Raw genomic sequence first — 25,247 nt, forward strand, 5'->3', positions numbered from 1 at the left:
ACACAAGGAGTTAGACATGACTAAAAGAGTACCTAATGTAACTTTTAAGACTAGAGTAAGAGATGAAAGTATTGGTGGATCAAACCCATTTAGATGGCAAGATGTTACATCTGCTGATATTTTTGATAACAAAAGAGTAATTGTTTTTTCATTACCTGGAGCGTTTACTCCGACTTGTTCTACTTATCAACTACCCGGATTTGAGAATAATGCGGCTAGATTTAAAGAGCTGGGAATAGATGAAATTTATGTTTTATCTGTAAATGATAGCTTTGTAATGAATAAGTGGATACAAGCACTAGATGTTAAAAATATTAAACCAATTCCTGATGGTAATGGTGAATTTACGGAAGGTTTGGATATGCTTGTAGATAAGTCAAATCTTGGCTTTGGTAGGAGATCTTGGAGATATGCGATGATTGTTAATAATCACGAAATCGAAAAGATGTTTGTAGAGCCTGGTAAGCGTGATAACGCTGAAGATGATCCTTATGGTGAGTCTTCTCCTGAAAATCTTCTAAAATACTTAGAAGCTAAATAGTAATAAGTGGAGTCTCAAATGAGCAAAAAAATAGTTCTAATAGGTGCAAGCGGAGTAATAGGATCAGCGACTTATGATAAGTTCATTAGCACTGGTTATGAAGTTATTCCTGCAACATTTAGTGGAAGTAATGGTTCACACCGTATTGATATAGAAGATATAGAATCTATCAAAAATTTCTTTGAAAAAGTAGGTCCTTTTGATGCTTTAGTATCTACTACCGGTAAAGTAGCTTTTAAAGCTGTTGATGACTTAACTCAAGAAGACTGGAACTTCAGTTTTAAAAATAAGCTACTTGGACAAATCAACCTAGTGCAAATTGGTGCAAACTATATCAATAAGGGTGGTTCATTTACATTGACTACTGGGATATTGAATGTTGAACCAATTGCTTTAGGTGCTGTAGCAGCTACAGTAAATGCTGCAGTAGAAGGGTTTGTAAAAGCAGCAACTCTTGAGTATAAAGACTTCCGTATAAATACTGTTAGTCCAACTGTAGTCAAAGAAGCATTAGCAAAATATGGACCATTCTTTGTGGGTTATGAACCTGTAGAAGCAGAAAAAGTAGCTAACGCATATCTTAAGTCAGTAGCAGGTATTGCTAATGGCAGTGTTATAAAAGCTGGTTATTAATTTTTTTATCAAAAAACTATTCTAGACTTAAAGTTCTTAACAATATTGACCAATTCTATTCATATATATACTATTTCATTAAGTGCCTATTTTAATAATGCATTCGATATGTATTGCTGCGCTTAATAATGATTGATATTTATTTCAATGAGGAGAGAACATGAATAAGATACTAACTACAGCAAATGGTGCTCCAGTACCTAATGATAATACAAGTATTAGTGCAGGTAAAAATGGTTCGCTAACATTTGATAATTTTAGATTATTTGAAAAACTAGCTCATTTTAATCGTGAGAGAATCCCTGAACGTGTAGTACATGCACGTGGAACAGGAGCGTATGGTACATTCACTCTTGAAAAAGACTTATCAGATTTGACAGTAGCTGATTTTTTAAGAGATCAGAATAAACAGACTGATGTTTTTGTACGATTTTCTACTGTTGGTGGAGGTCAAGATTCTAGTGATTATGTTAGAGATGTGCGTGGTGCAGCTATCAAATTTTATACCAAGCAAGGTAATTTTGATATTGTAGGAAATAACACACCAGTATTTTTCATAAGAGATCCTAATAAATTCCCAGATTTTGTACACTCACAAAAAAAGAATCCTCAAACTAACCTACCAGATCCTGCGGCCCAGTTTGAATTTTGGTCAAAAAACCCACAATCTTTGCATCAAATGACAATATTGATGTCTGATAGAGGTATCCCAAAGAACTATAGGCATATGCATTTATTTAGCTCTCATACACTTAGCTTTTATAATCAAGAAGGTAACCGTTTTTGGGTTAAGTGGCATTTTAAAACACAACAAGGAATTAAAAATCTCACAAATGAAGAAGCATCTAGGCAGCCAAGCTATGGAGCTCAAAAAGATTTGTTTGATGCTATAGCAAGTGGAAACTATCCAAAATGGGATGTTAAATTACAAATTATGACTGAAGAGCAAGCGAAAAAATTTAGTATAAATCCTTTCGATTTAACTAAGGTTTGGTCACATAAAGATCTCCCACTTCAAAAAATAGGTGTTTTAGAGTTAAACCGTAATGTTAATAATTATTTTGCTGAAGTAGAACAAGCTACTTTCGCTCCTAATAACTTGGTGCCTGGTGTTGGAGTATCTCCAGATAAGATGTTACAAGCTAGACTACTAGCTTATCAAGATGCTCATAGATATCGAGTCGGTGTAAATGCAAGTCATATACCTGTAAATGCTTCAAAATGTCCAATGCATAATTATCAGCGTGATGGAGCAATGGCTGGTACAGCTCTTAATGTATCACAGAATGAAATGCCTAATTTTTATCCAAATGCGCATTCTGATTCTCCTTCAGATGCCAAACAATATATAGAGCCACCTATAGAAATAGAGGGTTATATTGATTATTATGATGCACAAGGTGAAGATAACTATTCACAAGCTGGAGATCTTTTTAGATTAATGAGCGAATCTCAACAGCAACAGTTAGCTAATAATATTGCAGAAGGATTGATACATGCTAGTCAAGATATCCAAGAAATAATGCTTGACCAGTTTGCTCAAGCTGATAAAAACTACAGAAAAAAGGTTGAAGAAGCTCTTCAAAATATCTAAATAATATTTATTTCTTATTCATTTTCCAGAGTAGGCTACTAATGTAAGCTCGTCTATTTTCTTTACAAGCGACCATTAGCAATTTAGTAATTTTTAGATTATGCGCATCAGAAAATAAAATAATCAGCATTTCTCTAATATAGTTAGTATCTAAAGTAATGTAATTATCCGTACCAATACCTAGTTTGATACCTTTTTTCTCCCACCAGCTGAAAGGGTGGTCTTTGTAGTCTGGAATGGCTGTAGTTAATTTGAGATTAGAAGAAGGAAGACCAACAACACCAATATTTTTACTGATAATTCTATTTAGAACATCATGTTGATATCTTTCTATCTCTATAGCTGTATGGAATTTTATTTTTGTAAATTCTAAAATTTCATCAGAATTTAGTTTTATTCCATTTGTGATTTTATCTCTAATTGAAGAGTTATTTTCATTCCAATGAATTTCTTGTATTTCACGATATTCCATAGATTTGTCATCAAGAGGCTGAGAGTTCTGATTAAGTTTTAGAACCTTTTGTAGCAATCTTTGAAAGTAGTAGTTTGGATTGATACCTATTGACAGGCCATGCTCTAGCGTATCAATATTCCAAATATTTAAAGCATTATCAACTGCTTGAACACCTTTTTTTAGTGTATGGAAAGTTTCTCCATGATGTGAGCGAATTTTAAAACCATAATATTGCAGTTTTCTAATTCCTTGTTTTAATGTTTCAAAATGGGCTTTTTTATAGATATTTTTTTCATCACCGACAGTATCTATATCTTTCATTACATTCTGTAGAAATGAATATTTTTCTAATATATCGATTAGACAGTTTACTTGGTATTCAAAACTTTCTTTTTTTGTTTTAAACTTTGTAGCATCAAAAAAATTAGCTTCTTTTCTAAATGATGGAGAAAGTACATAGCCAAAATCTGGATATTCTTCTTTGAATTTTTCAAAACCTTCATAAAGTCCAAGAACTACATCCTCTTCTGTTGCTAAGTCCTCATTTAAAATTGCTTCTTTTTCATCACTTGTAGAGCGTGATAGTGTGAATTTGAGCCTAATACTTCCTACATTATGTTTATGATATAGTTCACTAGCCATGTGATAAGCGGCATCTATATGATCTTGTTTTGTATTGAGAATAATTTTTGCAAGATATAAAAGATCTAAATATCTCGAGAATTTTTCACCATCTTTTAAAACTATAAGTTTTTCAACATCTTCTACAGAATTTATTGGTAGTGCATTTTCGCCATAGATATTTACTATTTTTTGACTATAGATATTACCATTTTTACCATCTAAAAGTTTCTTGAGGCGCGGATAAATAAACTCTGCTGAGAGAGAGCCTGTTAGGTGGATATGCTCTTCATGATATTTAAGAGGAAAACTCTTTAAAAAGTCATAGAATGCTATACCAATAGGGTGATTTAGTAAGTCTTCTATATCTAGCTCATCATTATTAAATAATTTGAGTTTTTTTATAAAATCTTGAAGACATTGCGATTCATGTTCATCTAGATTCTCATAACTTAGTAGTTCAAGAGTATTAAATATTGATAAACCATTTGTTTCAATAATTATTTTATTTAACTTTTTATTTAGAGAATTAATTTCAGACATTGATTAATTTGGTTAAAATCTTTTTTAATCGTGTAATTATAAAGTTATTTTTATCTATGATAAAGTAGAATTATTAGCAGTGTTTAGTTTGAGTGGAGTTAGCCCAATGAAAATAAATTTAAAAGATATCAACCTTGAAGCATTTAAACCAGGAATTTCTAAAAAGTTATTAGCTAAAGATGATTCAAGAAACTTTCAAATAGATTTTATTAGATTAGAGCCAAATGCAAAATTAAGCCAACATAGTCATCCAGATGTTGAATGGGTATATGTTATAGATGGTTCTATGAGTGATGAAAGAGGAGAGTTTAGCAAGGGTGATTTTTTTGTAAACCCTATTAACTCACAACACTCTGTCTTTTCAGGAGCTAATGGTTGTGATATTTTATGTTGTTGGTGTGGAGAAATTAAAGATTGTTAATATGATTTAAAACTTTTTGAAAAACTTCTTCGATAGATAGGTTGCTAGTATCAACTAAAATAGCATCATCAGCAGGCTTCAAAGGAGCTACTTTTCTATTTCTGTCTTGAAAATCTCTTTGTTCAATATCATTTTTAATTTTATCAAAATTAGGATTTTCACCTTTTATCAGTAGCTCATCATATCTTCTCTGAGCTCTAACTTCTGAGCTAGCATCTAAGAAGAATTTGTATTTAGCATCAGGGAAAACAACTGTACCCATATCTCTACCATCTGCTACAAGTCCAGCAGCAGTTGCAAAAGAGAGCATTTTATCATGTAACATTTGGCGTACTTTTGGATATGCAGAAGTTTTTGATGCTAGCATACCAGTTTGTTCAGTACGGATAGCTTTAGTCACATCAGCATTATTTAGAAGGACTATTATAGAATCATTTTGAACTTTAAACGATACATCTAGTAATTCAAGCTTACTACAAACATCATCTTCATTATCTAAATTAGCGCCAGCATTATAGCAATGCAATGCAGCTATTCTGTATATTGCGCCACTATCCAAAAGTTTATAGTCAAAGTGCTTTGCTAATTTTTTTGATAATGTTCCTTTACCAACACCACTTGGTCCATCTACAGTTATTATTTTAGAGTTGTTCATTTTCAAAACCTTGCATAAATTGTACTAATTTCTCAACATCTTCTAGACTAACAGCATTATAAAGACTAGCTCTACAGCCACCGACACTTCGATGTCCTTTTAAGCCATAAAAGCCAGCTTTACTAGCCTCATTTAGAAATTTATCAGTTAGTTCTTCATTTGGTAGATGAAATATAATATTCATGTTAGAGCGATATTCTGGCTTAATTTCATTTTTGAAAATCTTTGAATTATCAATAGCTGAGTAGAGTAGATTTGCTTTTTGGTTATTGAAAGACTCTACATTCTTCAAATTATCAAATTTGTTAATTAAATATTCTAGTGTCAACTCAAAAGTAACCCATGAGATAACAGAAGGAGTATTGTAAACTGAATTTGATTTCTTGGTAACTAGATAGTCAAACACTACCGGAATATTATCTTTTGCTTTGATTAAAGAATCTTTGACGATAACTATAGTTAAGCCTGGTATACCAGCATTTTTCTGAGCACCAGCATATATCAAACCGTAATCACTAATATTGATAGGCTTTGATAGAAAGCTTGATGACATATCACAAACTATTTCTGTATTGCAAGACTTGGCAAGTTTGTTAATCTGAAAACCATCTACAGTCTCATTGTCTGTATAATATATATAATCGTATGTATCTGCTTGGAAACTTTGAGCAATATTATTATCATACTTCACAGCATCTACAGACATAAATTTAGTAGCTTCCTTGGCAGCTTTTTCTGACCATTGCCCACTACATACATACAATGCTCTATTATACTTATCTGATAAATTCATAGGTATAGCAGCAAATTGTGCCGTAGCTCCAGCTTGCATTAGAAGCACAGAGTAGTTATCCGGAATATTAAGTAAACTTCTGAGATTTTTTTGAATAGAGGCATGCACTTCATCAAAAACTTTATCACGATGTGAAATAGATAATAAAGATACTCCAGTATTTTTATAATCAATCATCATTTGTTGTAACTGTTCTATTATAGATATAGGCACAACAGCTGGACCTGCACAAAAATTAATTTTCATAATCTAAAAAAACCTCTAATAATTTGAGCTTATTGTAACATAATTATTTTTACATAAATGATATGTTTTTTAGTTGTAAACACTATTTAATCCAATCTCTTGGCTTTATATATTCATATACTTTTTCTTCTTCAGAACCAGGCTCAGGTTGCCAGTTATACTTCCAAGTAGCCATAGGTGGCATTGATGATAGTATTGATTCTGTGCGTCCACCACTTTGAAGGCCAAATATTGTACCTCTATCGAAGACTAGATTAAATTCGACATATCTACCACGACGGTAAAGTTGAAAATCTTTATGCCTTTGTGAATATTCGATATTTTTTCCTTTTTCTACTATTGGTATATAAGCATCTAAGTATGAATTTGCACAATCAGTCACAAATTTAAAACATTCATCAAAAGATTTGTCATTTAAATCATCAAAAAACAAACCTCCAACGCCTCTACATTCATCACGATGTTTGAGATAAAAGTATTCATCACACCATTTTTTAAAACTAGAATAATAGCTAGCGTCATGTTTATCGCAAACATTTTTTGCAGTTTGGTGCCAATGAATAGCATCTTCTTCAAAAGGGTAGTAAGGGGTTAGATCAAAACCACCACCAAACCACCATATAGGATTATCTGTATCAGCACCAGCAACGAAGATTCTAAAGTTAGCATGAGATGTTGGCACAAAAGGATTACGAGGATGAATAACTAACGAAACACCTGTGGCAATAAATGATTTACCAGCAAGTTCTTGTCTTTTTGCGGTAGCAGATGGTGGTAAAGCATTTCCGTGTACTCTAGAGAATGCAACGACGCCTTTTTCAAAAATTTCGCCCCCTTCTATAATCATAGAGTTACCATAGCCTTTGAGTTTTTGTTCAGGAGTGTTTGGCTTTTGCCATTTATCACTAATGAATTTAGCTGAGCTAGTTTCAGATTGCTCAAGAGTAAATGTGATTTTTCGTTGTAGTTGAGTTAAAAAGTTCTCAAATTGTGTGATTTTTTCTTGCATAAGAGTTATAGCCTTTTATGTTGAGAATTTTATCTTAAAAGAAATATTTAAATATATGTTATTTTAACAGTAGGAGTATAAAATTGCTTCTAAAAATATGATTTGAATTTTGATTGTTTATAAGTAGAAGTTAAATTTCACTTTTTGCTTTTTTACGAGCTATTTCTTTTGCTTGTTGTTTTTGTTGTTTATTTAATTTTGCTAATTTTTTGGCATCATCACCAACATGTGAAAACCCTCTTTCAGCAGCTAGTTGAGATTGTTTTTCACGTTCAGCAAAGCGTGCTCTTTGCTCTTCTGTAACTTTATCATAACAATGATGACAGCTTATACCTTTGACATACTCTGGGCGTTTTTTGTCCTCTTCGGTGATAGGCATACGACAAGCAAAGCATTGATCATAGCTACCTTTCTCAAGATCATGATTTACAGCTACTCTTGAGTCAAATACAAAACATTCACCTTCCCACATGGATTCTTCTTTAGGTACTTCTTCTAGATATTTTAAGATACCACCTTGTAAGTGATAAACCTCATCAAAACCTTTAGCTTTCATTAAAGCTGTAGATTTCTCACATCTAATACCGCCAGTACAAAACATAGCTACTTTTTTGTGCTTTTTAGGGTCTAGATTTTTATCGACATATTCCGGAAACTCTCTAAAAGTCTCTGTATTTGGATTGATAGCATTTTTGAATGTACCTATTTCGATCTCATAATCATTACGAGTATCTACAAGTATAGTCTCTGGATCAGATATAAGAGCATTCCAATCTTTAGGCTCTACATACTTTCCGCAGACTTTATTTGGATCAATTTCTTCGATACCAAGAGTTACAATCTCTTTTTTAAGTTTTACTTTTGAACGATAGAAAGGCATTTCTTGATGATAAGACTCTTTGTAGTCAATATCAGCTAATCTAGAATCAGATTTTAGATATGCTAATAACTCATCTACACCTTCACGAGATCCTGCTACTGTACCGTTAATACCTTCATTAGCAAGAAGTAGTGTACCTTTGACATTATTTTTTATCATAGTATCAAGCAGAGGCTGGCGCATAGCTTCATAATCTTCAAGCGTTACAAATTTGTACATTGCGCAAACAACTATTTGTGACATATTTATTCCTAGAAATTCATAATTTATATAACTAAAGATTTGCTATTATAACAAATATTACAATTTTTGTTAGAATGAGTTAATAATTGTGTCATCTCATAAATATAGTGTTTGGCTAATACCAGCACAGAAATATCTCTTAGCTCTAGCTAGATGTATCAACTATAATTCTTATATTGCTAGACAGCCATCATTTATACCTCATTTAACATTATTTAGCTCTGCTAAAAATATTGTTGAAGATTTTGGGTATCGGGCTTGTCAGCTTGATTATCAGAATATCTCATTAGATATTGATAGTATAGTTATAGATAGAGACTCTTATTTTATAAACTATTATCTCAAGTTATCAAAAACTATACAGTTAGATAATCTTTTTGCTAGTATAAGAAAATTAGATATAGAAAGTGAATATAATTTAGATCCTCATGTTAGCTTAGTGTATGGCGCTACTAATTATGACAAGCTTTTGGAATATCAATTTTCTAAAAAAATTATCTTTGACAAAATAGCTATAATCAAATATTTCCCAGCAGATACAGCAACAACAGTCATGAGTTTTGAGATAGTTAAATCATATAAACTATTAAATTTGTAGTTTAATAGTTTTACTTTATGATTAGATGTTTTATTATTTTGAGACAGTTTTATTATATTTAATCGTTTTTTATGTTTTTTAAAAACCTTACAGCATTCAAAATTACTGATATTAATATAGATATTTTTGAAGATTCGATGAATAAACTCGCATTTATTCCTTGTAGTAATTCTCAGAAATCTTCGAGAGGTTTTACAAACCCATTTATAAAAGATGAACAATGCCTTTTTAAGTTTAATCATTTAGCTGCATTTTGTTTGCTTACTGAAGAAAAAATTCTTCCCGCTCAAGTTATCAACCAACAAGCACAAGAGTATATTCAAGAGTTAGAACTTACTCGATATGTAAGTAAAAAAGGAAAAACACAAATAAAAGAGGATATGGAGCAAAAGCTACTACCTCTAGCATTTAGTAAGTTTAGAAAGATTCATGGCTATTTGGATCTGACTAATAACTATCTAATAATTGATAGTGTTTCAGAAAAGCAAATTACAGAAGTTTTAGATCTATTACATAGATGTGAAGCAAGGTTTGAGCCTGTCATCAAAGAAGAAACAGATATTCTAACAGAATGGCTTGTCGAAGATACTTATCCAGTAGATATTGAAATAGCAGAAAAATGTAAGCTCACAAGTGCTATAGGAGATAGTATTGCAAATATCTCATGTCAAGGTAGCTCAATGCTGAATGATAATATCAAATCATTTATTGATAGTGGAGGGTACATTACGGAGCTAGCTATAACTTGGAAAGGGCAGCTTGCTATGACAGCAAATACTAAGTTACAGTTTAAAAGTATTAAATTCTTAGATGGTATAAAAGATCTAAATAAAGAAGATAATGTTGGTCATGAAGTTGATTTATTACTAATGGCAGATATTTTTGCTGAGCTTATTACAGCTATGCAAAGTTGGGTCAAAGAAGATGAGAGTTTGTAAGTATGACATTAAATGATAATCAATTAAAAGCATACGAATATGGTCTAGCACATCACCCAAGTTTAAAAGAAGGGTGTAAGATTTTTTTAGAAAAAGATTTTTTGAAAATTCAGCTGACTGAAAATGACGCTACGATAGAAAAAATATTCAAACATGATAATACCAAAGCAGGCTTAGTAGCATTGCTAAAAAGTGATGAAGTTAAAAATTTATTAGGTTTTGATTTTTCAAATTTGATATCGATTATGTGTATTCGATAACCATAGTTAATTTTGAATTAAAGTTGAAAAAATAACACTAGCTCTTGATGTTATTTTTAGTTATCATTTTTGTTAGATTCTTTTAAAAAATGTAAACTTAGTTATGGCCAAAATATATGATAATCGCCCATCTGATTGGGATGATAAGGATGAATCAGGAGCGAAGAGCCAAAGTAGTGTATCAGAGTATAAAAGTGGCAAAGTCCAAAAGAATGTAGTCAATGATAACAGTATAGTTCAAGAGGACTATGCAGGATCTCAAAAGAAGAAACTACTATCATCAAGTGAAGTTCGAGAGACTAGTAAGGGTAATATTACAACAACCTATGAAGATGACACTAAGCTAACCCAACAATCAAAGACAGCCAAAGAATCTTATCATTCGAATGATTTTAAAAGTGAAATCAAAAAAGAAACAATACTAACAAAGACAGCTAATAGAACAGAGAGCATAATAGCAGATAGTACAACTATTAGTACTAATAAGCTAACAGAGACTAGCCCCGGTAAACATGCTATTACAGCTACTAAGAATATTAATATCAAATCAAATGTTGCCAAGATCTCAGCAGAGAAGTTAGATGTTAAAGGTGCTAGTTTTGGAATGAGTGCAAAGAAGCATACAGAGAAAGCACCATTTAAGCATGTCAAAGCAGGAGATGTTAAATATAATGTAAGCGAAAAGCTAATGATGGATGCTGATATCAGTAAGTCATCATTTAAGCTACAAAATTATCAAACCAAACAAGCAGAATACAAACATCCAGATGATGTTGCAGATGATGTTTATTATATAGGTGAGGTTATATATAGCCCTAAGTTATCAAAGCTATATTTTGTACCTACAAATTTGGTTAGAGAAGTATTTAACTCACAACAAAAGTATTTGAATAAATCAAAGACAAACTCAGTATACAAATATAACTATGGTAAACGCCAAGTAGCAAATAGATTTGATACAAGTCCTGATTTAGAGCAAGTATTATTATCAAATAGAGATTATATTCATATAAGCTTTGTAAGAGCTAGTATGTGTATGTTAGATCAATCAGTAGTTAGTAATCCAAATATAGTAGCACTAGATTTTAGTAAGGCTAAATTGGATGGTAATACATCATTAATAAATTGGGGAACTATAAATTCAGATTTAGATTCTAAAGTAAAAGGCTTGGGATATAAGGCAGGCTATAAGTTTGCAAATCAAGATGCAGTAGATGATGGAGTTAAGTATTTACAGAGCTTATCAGAGAATAATATAAATAGATGGTTGGATATAGGCAAGACATATCAAGCTAGTTTGCTATATATGGGCTTACTAATGGCAGGTAGATATAATTTCAAACAGATATCAGAGAAACAAGCAAGACTACCGTATAAACCAGATGTGATAGCAGATATTGACTATGATAATGAGACAGCTATAGCATATAAATCATATCAACATGAAATAGATGAAGATTATGGAGTATTTGATTTGATTACTACAGAGGAATATGTAGATAGTGAGATACTATTATCACAGACAGCGGAAGTAGCAGTCAAAAATAATAAATATGTCTTAGAAGGTGATAATCATAATAAATACCCTACAGATAAAGATAATCAAATAAAAGATGGATTATTATTGTGGAGTAGGACAGCTAGTACAAAGCATGATAAAAAGATAGAAAAGCTAAATCTAGGTAGACTTAAAATAAGTGATATCAAGAAGCAAGCATTAACAAAACCCTATCAGATAGATTATAAAGATGATAAATGGTTAGTATATGCTGATTCGAAGTATCTATTGTCTACACATAATCATGATTTGGATTACCCAACTGGAGATGCTTTGATATTTGAAGCTAGTGTAGATGAACATTACACATTAGAGAAGTTTTATTATTATCAACTAGCTAGAGCTAATTTTGATCTAGATGATGAATTAGTATCAAAAGATGTAGCAGAGAAGTTAGAAAGAAGATGTTTGTATCAAATGTTAGTAGATACTTATGATGTCCCAGCAGATAGTAAGATTAAAGAGTATCTAAAAAGCTTACAAGAAAATAATCAAACTAAAAATGTAGTTAATACATACAGCGAGATTTTACAAGCTTCAGATGAATTATTTTTAGCACTACCACCTAGTGCAATTGGTAAACTTTTATATTTACTAATAAATGTAGATTGGTCAAAGGCTGATGACCAAGATGGAGAAGCTGGAGCAAGATTTTTAGTATTCCAAGCTATGCAAGTAGCTCTCAAACTGCTATCAACTCTGAGCACGAAAAAAGCTTACTTAGAGGCATTAGAGAGTTATCAGCCATTGACAGAATATAATAAGATGAATGCCCAAGAAGCAATAAATGCTATATGGCATGATAAGAATTCAATATTATATTTTGAAGATTATGGTAAAAATGCAAAAACTCCTGAAGATGTATATAATGTTAGTCGTAGCTATGCAGATATTTATGGTGCATATAAGTACTTAAATTCTGAGCAAATGGAGCTAAAAGATAAAGAGAGTGACTTTGCGAAACATGATTTTTCAAAATTCCCAGTAGTAGATTATGTAAGTGAGAGAGATGCTGAGAAGATAGAGAAACAACTAAAAACTGGTGAGACAAGTTTAGAAAATGGTAATCCATCGACTAAGGTTGAGCTACTATCAGAAACTATACCTATACAGCCATGCTATGTCCCTCCATATAGAATCACAGGGACAATTACACTAGCTGGTGACTTTACAGTTAAAGATACAACATCAACATTACAACAAACAGAGCTAACGGCGACTAGAAAAGGTGAGATACAAGCCAAAGCAAAATCTGATTTGGCTAATGCTTTGGGTACTTTGAGTATTGAGAAGGCTCTGCCTGATGATGCTAACCCCATAATGAATTTTAGTAGTAAATTTGGAAGTTATGACTTAAAAATAGACTACTCTAAGAGGTATGCTAATGGTTCTATTGAAGTTAAAGGAAGTTTATCTAATGAGCAAAGTTTAATAGATGAAAAAACTGATGGTCAGGAGATAAAAGGAAGTATGAACCTAGAGTTCCACTTGTTGTTAGAACCAATATTAGAGGCTGAATATACGGCGGCCTATGGCGCTGCGACAAAAACAGTTTTTGCTGTAGGTGGAGCTATTGCTGTAGTTGCTGGTGCGGCGGTTGCAGCACCTGTGCTTGTCGGAGTCGCAGGAGCAGTTGCAACTGGAGTGGGTGCCACAGTAGTTAGTGTAGCTAGCGGATTAGCTACTTTATTCACTCTTGAAAGAAGCTTAGGATAAGAAAGGAAACAAAATGTCTAAAAGATTAAAGATTACTTTTTATATATTGTTAGGATTATATATCATTTTGATATTATCAAGTTGGGATGCTATTTACTCATTTAGTAAGATGTTAGGGGCTGTTGAAGCTATTAAAAAAAGTTCTATTTTCTATCAAATTATCATTGTAATTTTAGCATTCCTTATGTTTAAGAAAAAAAAAATAGCGCTACCTATTTCTTTTGTTTTGATGTTTTACTGGTTAGTTACAATGCCAGGTATAGGTGTCAATAGAGAAGGTTTAGGAGCGATTATATATATATATAACTCCTTTATTAATGGTTTTTGGCAAACTTTCTTTTTACTTCTATCATCTTGGTTAATCCCAATAGTATCGCTAGTAGGTTGTATATATTGGTATTTGGATGTTAAGAAATCTAAGAGCTTGGATAAGCATTGGAGTGAGTAGTGTCGAAGGGGTGCCAACTTGTTGGCGGGGGGTGGTTTTTAAAAGTACTACCCCGTCAGTCTACGACTGCCACCCCTTAGATCCCAAATCAAGTTTGGGACAGGCCCGAAGGGGAATTACATCCTACCAAAACCAACCTTCTTTTTTCTCTTCTTTTTTCTCTTCCGCTTTAGGAGGTTCTCCGACCCATTCAAGTTTTAGAGTTTCATCACTAGGATTATAGTTATATACCATAATACCATTACCATTAGCTTGACCAATTACAAGTTTGTGAGCTTCTACAGAAGTATCAAATGTAGTATTATAACCATCTACATTTGGTCTTGGTTCTATATTGTAATTGCCAGTTATATAATCCATTGGAGTACTAATTAATGGTATGTATTTTAGTAATGGCATTGTTGCAAAATGATAGTCTTTACCTATAGCTTTCTGTTTTATATTATAATCATATAGCCCCAACCATAGAAATGGTTGTGTAGTTCCTTTTAAGGTGCCAACAATTCTATTTTTGTCAATAAATTTAAAGTTAGATAATTTGCCAATAGGCTTTCTATTTTTGATAAAGTATGGGATTGGCTCTATGGATTTGTCTAGATAATCTAATCTATAGTTAGCAGGATTTGCTGTGTTATTTGTAAATTCAATAGCTTTTTGAGTATCTAGATTATACTTAACTCCCATAGCTCGATCATCAGCTGTATAGACAAACTCACCATTAGGGTCTATGGCATTCATAGTTTCATTAACATTTTCATTTACCATTTTCCACTTATGATTTTTTGTATCATAGACAACTAAAATATTTTCAGCTGTCATTATTAATTTATCTTTGTAGAAAGAGAAACTATTAAATGTAGTCCATCCGTTAGGTAGGTTACCTTTATAAGGATTACCTCTCCAATATGGAGTAGTATCCATTTTGCCCCATAACCAAGAAACAAATATTTGTTTCTTGTTATTATCAGGTAAACTATATTGATAAACATTACCACCGATATCAGAGCCAACCCATAAGTTCATATTTTCATTTATTGCTTGAGCTCTAGCTATAAAATCAGGTTTAAACTCTTTTATGAGTTTTTGATTTGTATCGAAGATTTTTACTACTTTAGTATTATTATCTTGTAAAGAATAGTAATCACTATTAGGTATAAAATAAGCAGAACTATAATTATAGTTATCGCCTAAATCTTTTACTTTTTTATTTTCAAGATTATATAAGTAAGCATGTTTATTAGTATCTGTGGCAACAGCATATTTACCATCAGTTGAAATAGAAAGCTTGCTAACATTAGCAAAACAATTTAGGAAAAAAGAACTTAAAAATAATGTTATAAATATCTTTTTCATTAGTAGCTTCCTTGTGAGCCAGTTGTAGTATCATCACCAGCAAATTGATTATTTGCTGATTTAACTTCATCCATATCATAATCACCGAAGAAATCAAAAGAGCCTTTAAACTTACCACTAAATAATCTACCTTTATAAATATAATTCATAAAGTCATTAGTAGGGTACAACATAGCCGAATGATCTATACATAGCATTGACTTAGCTGATTGTTTTTGTTCATCAGTTAATTGGTCATAAGCTACTGTGTGTTTAGTATTGTCACTATCTATATAATAACAAGGGTAATTACCTCTAGTTGACTCAGGTAAATCCATAGTGTTAACTTCTTGAGGAGTTTGGAAAAGCTTGCCACTTGAGATTAGCTGTTGAGTACTTGCCTTAGTTTCATCAACCCCACTATACCCCATAGCCGGAGCTACTTTAGAGTTAGGTTGCATAAGTACTGTGAATACTACAGCTAATAGCTCTTCTTTATTATCTTTGATATTTTTAATAGCAGCTTGTATATCAGCCCCTTTTAAGAAATCAATAACAGTAGTAGTCAAACTACCAGCACCATTAACAGCAGGCCCCACGAAACTCATCGAAGTATCCCAAACAGTCGATATTGGATTTTGGTTGAATATGTTAGATATTGAATCCTCCAAATTGTCCCAAACTTGTTGAGGAATATCAGCAACGCCAGTATTAGTTAGTTTGTATAACTTATCGATAACTTCACTAGCAATATCATATAGAGTATCTTTCTCATGATAAGCATATATAGGGATAAAGTTATGTCTTAACTTCTCTCTTAAATTTAGATTTTGATATAAGCTTTCACCAGTTAGCATATCTGTATCATTAGTAGCTAAGAAAGGCTTATTATCATTAGGGTTAGGGTAGACTTGTAACCATTTTCTATAGAAAGCTTGGCACTTTTGCCCAATATTACCCTCGACAAAGAAACTAGCAGGATAGATAAACTTATTAGCAATTTGATAAATTGATTCAAAGCCACCATTAGTATCTGTACTAGTACTTTGAGCTACGAAACTATCAAGAGCATAAGAGGCCACACCAATTATAGCGAATAATAATCCAGCGCCTTTATCACTTATTTTTTCATGAATAGCTTGAGCCTCAGGATATTTATTATAATCAATATTCCCAGCTAAGATATTAGGAATTAGCTTATAAGTAGTATCAGCAAAGCTAGTACCAATCTTAGCAGTAGAGAAGTAGTAGCTAGATACACTTACTAAGACATGGGTAATCATTCTATTGACAGCTTCATTCATAGTCATAGATTGAATTTCACCTTTTTTGAACAAGCTAGGAATATTAGGAATAGGTCCTAGCATCTCATCGAGGTTACTATAAGCAATTGTGAATTTATCAGCCTTACTAGCAGCAGCTGCATAGTTATAGCTGACATTGTATTCTTGAGGAGTTGGTTTAGATTCAAGCACAAGCTTACCATCTTCATACTTTTCGTAGGTATTAGAGATAGTTTGTACAGCTTCATTTCTATTAGAATTACTCAAGCTATCATTAGCAATAGCAGGTTCCCAACATAGAGCTTGATCTACAGGAGTACTTACATTCTTCAAAGTATTCATAATTACAGCATTACCCAAAGAGTGAGCCATAATATTAACCTTGATACCATTTTGTTTAAGATAATCAATCACAATAGCTAGCTTCTGCCCAGCAAACTCACTCATAGCAATAGCAGCACTATAGTCATACGGAGCTTTAGGATTACCTTGCCAAGCTATTTGAACAATACGGTTATAATCATCAAGAGATTTTTCATCCCAACCAGCAGCTTTGTTTAATGAATACTCCAACTGTAGATTCCATTTACAAGCGCCTTCAGCAGTATTTTCATTATCAGTGTTATATTCAAGCGACTCTTTATCACTATCAAAAGGTAGGATACTAGCTTTCTGGTCAGATAGTTTATGTATATTACCCTTGAAGTAACCAGTTACATCATACCAAGGGGTAAGGTTTTGTTTTTTGAAGATATGAAATAGAGTTACTAGATAGTTTAAATATACTATCTGTAAAAAATAAACTGTAAAATTCTGTTTAGAATATTTGTTATTTTTCATATAAATCTATTTAGCTATTCCAGATTCTTCTTTGATTTTTTCCCACTCATTTTTTAACATCTTTCGGGTCTTAGATATTAAAGATTCTCTTTGTTTATAAATATCTGTATATATACTATTTTTTTGTTCAAAAGTTAATTTGTTGCTTACTTGTGATTCAGCTGCTTTTGCTATTTTTTCAACTAGTTCATATAAGTCTTTATCGTTTTTACTATTTAACATTAGCATCAACTGATATGTTGTTGAAGATAGTTTTTGAAAGTGAGTTAAGCGACTTTTATCATCATCATTAAGCATAGAATAACTGTCAATCAACATTAATAGTTGTGATGTTTTTTCTCTATACTCATTAATCCAAGTCTGTCTATTATTTTGAGCTAATCCTGCTTTTATTTGAGATGCTATATTTTTACGAGTCATAAAAATTGTAATAATTGATACAAAGAATGATAATATAGCTATTACTACAGCTACACTGTCCAAATTAACATATTCTTTAATATTAGTTATCATCTGCTAATAGCCTTTTTTTATAATCTTCAAATGAATAATCAAAATTATCAGGAAGTTGTTTTTTAACCATTTTGACAACATTTTTAGTATTGATAAACATATCAATACCATCAATTGCTATTGAAAAATAAATCATAACTAATAATAGTTGAGCTATTATAGCTATTACTATACCTAATACAAAACTGTTTGATTGTGAAGCTACATAAAATAACAAAGCGGTAAGAATGGATAGGACAATATAGGCAATTAATATTAACCATCTTTTTCTTCGAACCTTTGTATTTATATTATTTTTTTTATGAAAGCTAAACTTTTTGTTTTTTATATCTACTTTGATTGAATAGCTTAGAAAAAGATTTTTAATTAAATGATGACTTATGAAACTGCTCAATTTTTCAGCTATAGCATAGTCAACGAGATTAAATTTATAAAGACCATAAAAGTTTTTTAATGAACTAGGAAAAGATTGCTCAAGTTCATTAATTAGCAACCGCTTTTTGATGATACAATCTGTATGACTTATTTCATCTAGTTTGCTTTTAACTCTATTGCTTTTATAAAAAAAAGAAAAAAATGAGGTTTCTTTAGAATTAATTATTTTAATTAAATAACTTACGATACCTACAATAGATATTGAAACAACTTGAATTATAACCTCTCTCATATTTTATAGATCCTTATTTTTGCAAGCACTAATTTGGTAAAATTCCCCTTCGAGTGTCGAAGTAGCTCAGGGTAGTACTTTCAAACTACTACCAAAACCAACCTTCTTTTTTCTCTTCTTTTTTCTCTTCCGCTTTAGGAGGTTCTCCGACCCATTCAAGTTTTAGAGTTTCATCACTAGGGTTATAGTTATACACCATAATACCATTACCATTAGCTTGACCAATTACAAGTTTGTGAGCTTCTACAGAAGTATCAAATGTATAGTTATAACCATCCACATTTGGTCTTGGCTCGATATTGTAGTTGCCTATTATGTAGTCAAGAGGGTTATTGACTAGTTTTGCATATTTATCTGAATAAAACATTGGTCTTTTATATTTACCGTTCCCACTCCAATCAAATTTGCTAGGAGTAAAGAACCATGCCCATAAATATGGCTGACTAGTTCCTTTAAAAGTGACTATAATTTTGTCTTTATCTATAAATTTAAAATTTGATATTCCCTGTCGAATAGATTTTTTTTCGTTATTTTTTAAATAAGTAACATCGGCAACTTCATTAGTAAAATAAATTCCATTCTTTTCTGATATAAGTTTTTGAGTATCTAAGTTATAAGCTATTCCAACTCTCGAGCTATCAGCTGTATAAACAAACTCACCATTAGGGTCTATGGCACTCATAACAGCCCCAGAGTTTTTATGAATTTCTATTTGATTTTTAGGATTATCTTTATTTTCGCTGTTAAATATTTCATCAATATTGAATATTAAAAGTGAGCCACTACCAGTAGTAGTAATTAACTTATTTTTATAGAAAGTAGGTATTAATTTTGAATCCATATTCATAAACTGATTACCATACGAATATATATGTCCTAATTTATCACCTTTTATTTGAGCAATATTTATATAGCCATTCCATGTAGCAAAAGCATAAGTATTTAAATCTTTATTTACAGTTTGCATAACACTGTTTTTTTGCCCTGTAAAAGATTTTATTGTTTTTAGTGTGTCAGCATTTATTATATAAACTACATTATCATTGTATGTTTGATATATGAAATCATGAGTATCCTTAATAAAGTTAGCACTAAAAACATTAACAGTTTTATTACTTATTTTTTTTATGCTTTTATTATTTAAATCATATAAATAAACATTACCATCATTATTTGCACTAACTACATATTTACCATCAGTTGATACTGAAAGAATAGTAGGCATGGCATACAGCAAACTAACACTAATAAATGAAAAGAATATGAATATTATTTTTTTTAAACTAAACATAATCGCCCTTAACTGTATTCTTCGTTATTTGATCTAGCTTCATCCATATCATAATCACCAAAGAAATCTAATCCAATATCTTTTCTTCCGAATAATTGTCCTTTATAAATATAATTCATAAAGTCATCAGTAGGGTACAACATAGCCGAATGATCTATACATAGCATTGATTTAGCTGTTTGTTTTTGTACATCAGTTAATTGGTCATAAGATGTAGTTACTTTTTCATTATTTTCATCAATATAATAACAAGGGTAATTACCTCTAGTCGATTCAGGTAAACGCATTGTGTCAACTTCTTGCGGAGTTTGGAATAGTTTACTACCAATATTAGTATTATAAAATTCACTGTTATCATCAACCCCACTATACCCCATAGCCGGAGCTACTTTAGAGTTAGGTTGCATAAGTACTGTGAATACTACAGCTAATAGCTCTTCTTTATTATCTTTGATATTTTTAATAGCAGCTTGTATATCAGCCCCTTTTAAGAAATCAATAACAGTAGTAGTCAAACTACCAGCACCATTAACAGCAGGCCCCACGAAACTCATCGAAGTATCCCAAACAGTCGATATTGGATTTTGGTTGAATATGTTAGATATTGAATCCTCCAAATTGTCCCAAACTTGTTGAGGAATATCAGCAACGCCAGTATTAGTTAGTTTGTATAACTTATCGATAACTTCACTAGCAATATCATATAGAGTATCTTTCTCATGATAAGCATATATAGGGATAAAGTTATGTCTTAACTTCTCTCTTAAATTTAGATTTTGATATAAGCTTTCACCAGTTAGCATATCTGTATCATTAGTAGCTAAGAAAGGCTTATTATCATTAGGGTTAGGGTAGACTTGTAACCATTTTCTATAGAAAGCTTGGCACTTTTGCCCAATATTACCCTCGACAAAGAAACTAGCAGGATAGATAAACTTATTAGCAATTTGATAAATTGATTCAAAGCCACCATTAGTATCTGTACTAGTACTTTGAGCTACGAAACTATCAAGAGCATAAGAGGCCACACCAATTATAGCGAATAATAATCCAGCGCCTTTATCACTTATTTTTTCATGAATAGCTTGAGCCTCAGGATATTTATTATAATCAATATTCCCAGCTAAGATATTAGGAATTAGCTTATAAGTAGTATCAGCAAAGCTAGTACCAATCTTAGCAGTAGAGAAGTAGTAGCTAGATACACTTACTAAGACATGGGTAATCATTCTATTGACAGCTTCATTCATAGTCATAGATTGAATTTCACCTTTTTTGAACAAGCTAGGAATATTAGGAATAGGTCCTAGCATCTCATCGAGGTTACTATAAGCAATTGTGAATTTATCAGCCTTACTAGCAGCAGCTGCATAGTTATAGCTGACATTGTATTCTTGAGGAGTTGGTTTAGATTCAAGCACAAGCTTACCATCTTCATACTTTTCGTAGGTATTAGAGATAGTTTGTACAGCTTCATTTCTATTAGAATTACTCAAGCTATCATTAGCAATAGCAGGTTCCCAACATAGAGCTTGATCTACAGGAGTACTTACATTCTTCAAAGTATTCATAATTACAGCATTACCCAAAGAGTGAGCCATAATATTAACCTTGATACCATTTTGTTTAAGATAATCAATCACAATAGCTAGCTTCTGCCCAGCAAACTCACTCATAGCAATAGCAGCACTATAGTCATACGGAGCTTTAGGATTACCTTGCCAAGCTATTTGAACAATACGGTTATAATCATCAAGAGATTTTTCATCCCAACCAGCAGCTTTGTTTAATGAATACTCCAACTGTAGATTCCATTTACAAGCGCCTTCAGCAGTATTTTCATTATCAGTGTTATATTCAAGCGACTCTTTATCACTATCAAAAGGTAGGATACTAGCTTTCTGGTCAGATAGTTTATGTATATTACCCTTGAAGTAACCAGTTACATCATACCAAGGGGTATCATTCATTAATTTATTTTCAGTAATATCATACTGACTATCCATATATTCTAGAGCTTGAGGATAGCCACGCATTTTATTATTTATTTTATCTTCTACAGCTACATTATATCCATGAATAGCAAAAGTAATATTAGGATCGATAGTACTACCAGGTTTTTGTCTTTTAAGTAGTTTATTTTGGCTTTTTGCTAATTTGAGGATATATTCTTGCCAGAAGTCATCACTATCATCAACGATATGGTCATAATAAGCAATTTTATATCCAACAGGTTCGTAGTAATGAGCTAGAGGAGCATATCTTTGTATTAGATTGTTATATTCACCAAAGTTTTGATTAGCCTTATAATATGCAAAATAATAATCCTCTCTAAGATTAATCATCATCGGAGGTTCAAAGACATTGATAACAAGATGGTTAACAGTAGTCTCAATATCATTAATAGTTTCAGTCTTACCTTGTTTGACTTCTATCTTTTGCCAATCTTTTGGTTTCAAAGATAGAGTGTTTTGGTGGTGTTTGAAGTCATCTATTACATCTTCAGCTTTTTCACCATTTACACCAACTATCAGACTTTGGAAACGATTATTTGAAATATTCAAAGTGTTTAACTTCAAACATATTGCCTCAATATCATCAGTTAGTTTGATTTCATAATATTTATCTTGTGTAAACTCAACAGCTATTGGAGTGCCAATATCATCACCATCTTTGAAACTTTTTGCTTCGATATAGCTATTAGATAATAATGGTGTCAAGACAGAATCTTGAATATAATCAACGATCTTATCTTTATCTTTTAAGATTTTCTTGTCATCCTCAGCAACTTCCTCATCAGTACAATATTTATCCATGATATAGATTCTAAGTACTTCATTAGTAGGTTTTTGTGGATCTTTAACGTTACTTTCATCACTAACAACACTATACATACCATAGACTAATTGCTCAGCAGTATTTACAGATACTTTATTAGCTGTGATATGTATTCCCTGTGGAGCATGTTTAACCAACTCATTAGCTGTGATAGCCATAGCACCACCAGCTAGAGTTAAGCCTTTGGTTATATTCTGCTCTAGCTCATGTTCCTCAAAAGTCAAATCACCATCAACATTGGTATCTTTTTGATTATGATAAAGAGTATTAATAGCTTCATTAGCACTTATATTTATCTCTTTAGCTTGAGTCTCTTCAAATATATCATTTTCAACAGTTAGATTTCTTTCAACTTCATTGAACTGTAGATTATGCTCATCATCAGTTGTGTGAGTTTCTTCTGTATTTAGATAAATATCTTTAGTTACTTTATTGGTATATTTATCAATAATATTTGCTGCGGTAGTATCAATTGCAATATTATCTTGGACATGAGTAGTTAAGCTACTAGTCTTAGCAAATATTTCTTGATGATATTCATCAGCATTGATTGCCTCTAACAAATGATATGGATTATCCTGAGAATGTAATCTCTGTGCTACCATAGCATATACAGGAGAGATACTTTGGTATTTGGCATCTACATTATTGCGATTACCATACACAGTTGCCTTATAGTTAGGGTGTAGCTCATAGTGATTACCTTGAGATTGTAACGACATCCCTGATTTCTTGCCTTTATGGATATCTCGATAGCTCTCATCACCCAGTCGCAGAGCAGCAGAGCGGCTAGCACCACGATAGCCTTGGGATTCTAATACCACAGAGTTGGTGGATTTAGGATTAGCAATATTATGCTTAAAAGCACCAGTATTAATAAAGTTAAGCGAGTTATGTTTATTATCAGCTAAGCGATAATCTTGCTCGTATCCTTTTCTGTTATGGGCTGGTCTAGCTTCGGTATTACGTGTACCAAGAATAGTAGGGTCTTGTAACTCCATGATTAGAGTAGGGGAGTTCTGCACAAGAGGGAAGCTATGTTTCTGATCGGGAGTATGATTTAGATGAATTTTGGCAACATCATTGATAACCTCATCCTCATCAATTTGGGTATAGTACTCAGGTATAGATAGTTGATACTTACCTGTATCGTTAAGAGTAGTAGCATCTTCTGTATCATCAGAATACCCTTTGACTGCAAAACCTTCTTTGACAAATTTAGATAGATTGTATTGATCTAATATACCTGTAGCCAAGTTTTGGACATTATTAGCCACAGCAATAGCAGAATATTCACAAGTAGCTAATTTATTGAACTCTTGGCTATCTGTAGTGATACTTACATCTGCTTGTACTATCGACCAGTCTTTGGTATCTATAGGTAGTTTTTTACTATCGATATGTATAGTATCACCAACAGCTACAATACCAACACCATCTAAAGCCAAGATATTTCTATAAGTTTGAAAATGATTAGCTAAACTTTCTGCATAAAAGTTAGTTAAATCAGAAGTACTACCAATAAATGGCGACTGGATAATACCATTTTTAACTTCGACATATTTCTTATAGCCACCATCTGCTTGATGACGATTAAATCCAAGAGCCAAAACATTATGATTATCATCAATAACAATATTTTCAGCTACATAAGCCACAGGTTTAGTATCGATAGTAGCTTTTTGTTTATCAAGAACATCTACATTAATAGCATCTTTATTAGCAAAGGTATTACAGAATTTAAGCTGAGCATCTTCTCTTAAATCTCTATAGAATACAATCCCGTACTGGTTACATATATTAGTTAGATAATTAAAGGTAGATAGATTATTATTTTGTAAGACATTATCAACAAAGATACTATTATTACTCTCAAAATCAGCTGTTATTTCGTAGTTTTTTAAGACTTTTTCTAAAACATCATTTATCTTGCCATCAGGATATTTGATTAGAGATTTATCTTCTTTGAGAAAAACTTCACTAGATACAAAAGCTATATATGTAGGATTATTACCACCAAAAGCCCAACTCTGAGAATCAATGTCCGTACTAGTAACTATAGCTTTAAAAGATATGTTATCTAACTTAAATTCGATTTCATCACCGACATTAGCTTTACTATCAATATAGGCACTACCTGAAATACCGGTATACAAGCCTTGACTAAACTTAATATCAAATAGACGCACTACTTGACCATTGAGGGCGAAGTTTATCATCGTGGAAATCAGCGTATAATTTTTAAAAGTATATATGTTTTAATTTATACTTATCTGAATTATTAATCAAATATTTTGGTTAATTGTAGTTTAATTTTTTATATTGAGTTTGA

The 25,247-nt window shown here is 31.8% G+C and carries 20 protein-coding genes; 9 read left to right on the forward strand and 11 right to left on the reverse strand.

The window, feature by feature from the left end; genetic code table 11:
- The first annotated feature begins 16 nt into the window (after positions 1 to 16).
- The 3 genes from F0R75_RS03310 to F0R75_RS03320 all read left to right on the forward strand — a co-directional run bounded on the left by F0R75_RS03310 (position 17) and on the right by F0R75_RS03320 (position 2,768).
- On the forward strand, positions 17 to 541 hold the full coding sequence (locus tag F0R75_RS03310) for a peroxiredoxin (RefSeq protein ID WP_149368349.1): 525 nt from the start codon (positions 17 to 19) through the stop codon (positions 539 to 541).
- Between the two features lie 18 nt (positions 542 to 559).
- The gene (locus tag F0R75_RS03315; RefSeq protein ID WP_146422106.1) at positions 560 to 1,174 is read left to right on the forward strand and encodes a short chain dehydrogenase; all 615 of its coding nucleotides are present in this window, start codon (positions 560 to 562) and stop codon (positions 1,172 to 1,174) included.
- 160 nt (positions 1,175 to 1,334) lie between these two features.
- Positions 1,335 to 2,768: a catalase gene (locus F0R75_RS03320; protein ID WP_149368348.1), complete on the forward strand. Its 1,434-nt coding sequence runs from the start codon at positions 1,335 to 1,337 to the stop codon at positions 2,766 to 2,768.
- A 7-nt stretch (positions 2,769 to 2,775) separates the two neighbouring features.
- Here F0R75_RS03320 and F0R75_RS03325 read toward each other — a convergent pair whose 3' ends face one another.
- On the reverse strand, positions 2,776 to 4,386 hold the full coding sequence (locus F0R75_RS03325; RefSeq protein ID WP_149368347.1) for an amidohydrolase family protein: 1,611 nt from the start codon (positions 4,384 to 4,386) through the stop codon (positions 2,776 to 2,778).
- Between the two features lie 106 nt (positions 4,387 to 4,492).
- Here F0R75_RS03325 and F0R75_RS03330 point away from each other — a divergent pair, with 106 nt between their 5' ends.
- The gene (locus F0R75_RS03330) at positions 4,493 to 4,807 is read left to right on the forward strand and encodes a cupin domain-containing protein (protein ID WP_149368346.1); all 315 of its coding nucleotides are present in this window, start codon (positions 4,493 to 4,495) and stop codon (positions 4,805 to 4,807) included.
- Here F0R75_RS03330 and cmk read toward each other — a convergent pair.
- The 4 genes from cmk to trhO all read right to left on the reverse strand — a co-directional run bounded on the left by cmk (position 4,794) and on the right by trhO (position 8,633).
- Entirely contained in the window at positions 4,794 to 5,462 is a 669-nt protein-coding gene (cmk, locus tag F0R75_RS03335) for a (d)CMP kinase (protein ID WP_149368345.1), read from the reverse strand. The two genes, F0R75_RS03330 and cmk, sit on opposite strands and share 14 nt — an antisense overlap.
- Positions 5,449 to 6,501 carry a 3-phosphoserine/phosphohydroxythreonine transaminase gene (serC, locus tag F0R75_RS03340; protein ID WP_149368344.1) on the reverse strand — a complete coding sequence of 351 codons (1,053 nt, stop codon included), beginning with the start codon at positions 6,499 to 6,501 and terminating at the stop codon, positions 5,449 to 5,451. Before serC ends, cmk begins: the two co-directional genes overlap by 14 nt.
- An 82-nt stretch (positions 6,502 to 6,583) precedes the next feature.
- A complete protein-coding gene (gene hemF / locus F0R75_RS03345) occupies positions 6,584 to 7,510 on the reverse strand; it encodes an oxygen-dependent coproporphyrinogen oxidase (protein ID WP_149377199.1) in 927 nt (308 codons plus the stop codon).
- Positions 7,511 to 7,640: 130 nt separating this feature from the next.
- A complete protein-coding gene (gene trhO / locus F0R75_RS03350; protein WP_149368342.1) occupies positions 7,641 to 8,633 on the reverse strand; it encodes an oxygen-dependent tRNA uridine(34) hydroxylase TrhO in 993 nt (330 codons plus the stop codon).
- Positions 8,634 to 8,721: 88 nt separating this feature from the next.
- Here trhO and F0R75_RS03355 point away from each other — a divergent pair, with 88 nt between their 5' ends.
- The 5 genes from F0R75_RS03355 (at position 8,722) to F0R75_RS03375 (ending at position 14,151) form a co-directional block, all read left to right on the forward strand.
- Positions 8,722 to 9,231 carry a hypothetical protein gene (locus F0R75_RS03355; protein WP_149368341.1) on the forward strand — a complete coding sequence of 170 codons (510 nt, stop codon included), beginning with the start codon at positions 8,722 to 8,724 and terminating at the stop codon, positions 9,229 to 9,231.
- Between the two features lie 71 nt (positions 9,232 to 9,302).
- Positions 9,303 to 10,169 carry a recombination-associated protein RdgC gene (gene rdgC / locus F0R75_RS03360; protein ID WP_149377200.1) on the forward strand — a complete coding sequence of 289 codons (867 nt, stop codon included), beginning with the start codon at positions 9,303 to 9,305 and terminating at the stop codon, positions 10,167 to 10,169.
- A 2-nt stretch (positions 10,170 to 10,171) separates the two neighbouring features.
- A complete protein-coding gene (locus tag F0R75_RS03365; RefSeq protein WP_004287836.1) occupies positions 10,172 to 10,429 on the forward strand; it encodes a hypothetical protein in 258 nt (85 codons plus the stop codon).
- A 103-nt stretch (positions 10,430 to 10,532) separates the two neighbouring features.
- Positions 10,533 to 13,703, forward strand: coding sequence for a hypothetical protein (locus tag F0R75_RS03370; RefSeq protein ID WP_149368339.1), 3,171 nt, complete (start codon positions 10,533 to 10,535; stop codon positions 13,701 to 13,703).
- Positions 13,704 to 13,716: 13 nt separating this feature from the next.
- Positions 13,717 to 14,151: a hypothetical protein gene (locus F0R75_RS03375; protein ID WP_149368338.1), complete on the forward strand. Its 435-nt coding sequence runs from the start codon at positions 13,717 to 13,719 to the stop codon at positions 14,149 to 14,151.
- Positions 14,152 to 14,274: 123 nt separating this feature from the next.
- Here F0R75_RS03375 and F0R75_RS03380 read toward each other — a convergent pair whose 3' ends face one another.
- The 6 genes from F0R75_RS03380 to F0R75_RS03405 all read right to left on the reverse strand — a co-directional run bounded on the left by F0R75_RS03380 (position 14,275) and on the right by F0R75_RS03405 (position 25,134).
- Positions 14,275 to 15,504 (reverse strand): hypothetical protein, encoded by a 1,230-nt coding sequence (locus tag F0R75_RS03380; RefSeq protein WP_149368337.1) that lies wholly within the window; start codon positions 15,502 to 15,504, stop codon positions 14,275 to 14,277.
- A complete protein-coding gene (locus F0R75_RS03385) occupies positions 15,504 to 17,606 on the reverse strand; it encodes an alpha/beta hydrolase (RefSeq protein WP_149368336.1) in 2,103 nt (700 codons plus the stop codon). Before F0R75_RS03385 ends, F0R75_RS03380 begins: the two co-directional genes overlap by 1 nt.
- A 6-nt stretch (positions 17,607 to 17,612) precedes the next feature.
- The gene (locus tag F0R75_RS03390) at positions 17,613 to 18,119 is read right to left on the reverse strand and encodes a hypothetical protein (RefSeq protein ID WP_149368335.1); all 507 of its coding nucleotides are present in this window, start codon (positions 18,117 to 18,119) and stop codon (positions 17,613 to 17,615) included.
- Positions 18,109 to 18,786, reverse strand: coding sequence for a hypothetical protein (locus F0R75_RS03395; RefSeq protein WP_149368334.1), 678 nt, complete (start codon positions 18,784 to 18,786; stop codon positions 18,109 to 18,111). Before F0R75_RS03395 ends, F0R75_RS03390 begins: the two co-directional genes overlap by 11 nt.
- A gap of 88 nt (positions 18,787 to 18,874) precedes the next feature.
- Positions 18,875 to 20,077 (reverse strand): WD40 repeat domain-containing protein, encoded by a 1,203-nt coding sequence (locus tag F0R75_RS03400; RefSeq protein ID WP_149368333.1) that lies wholly within the window; start codon positions 20,075 to 20,077, stop codon positions 18,875 to 18,877.
- 8 nt (positions 20,078 to 20,085) lie between these two features.
- A complete protein-coding gene (locus F0R75_RS03405; protein WP_149368332.1) occupies positions 20,086 to 25,134 on the reverse strand; it encodes an alpha/beta hydrolase in 5,049 nt (1,682 codons plus the stop codon).
- Positions 25,135 to 25,247: the final 113 nt, after the last annotated feature.

The sequence above is a fragment of the Francisella marina genome (assembly GCF_008369785.1).
Classification (GTDB): Bacteria; Pseudomonadota; Gammaproteobacteria; order Francisellales; family Francisellaceae; genus Francisella; species Francisella salimarina.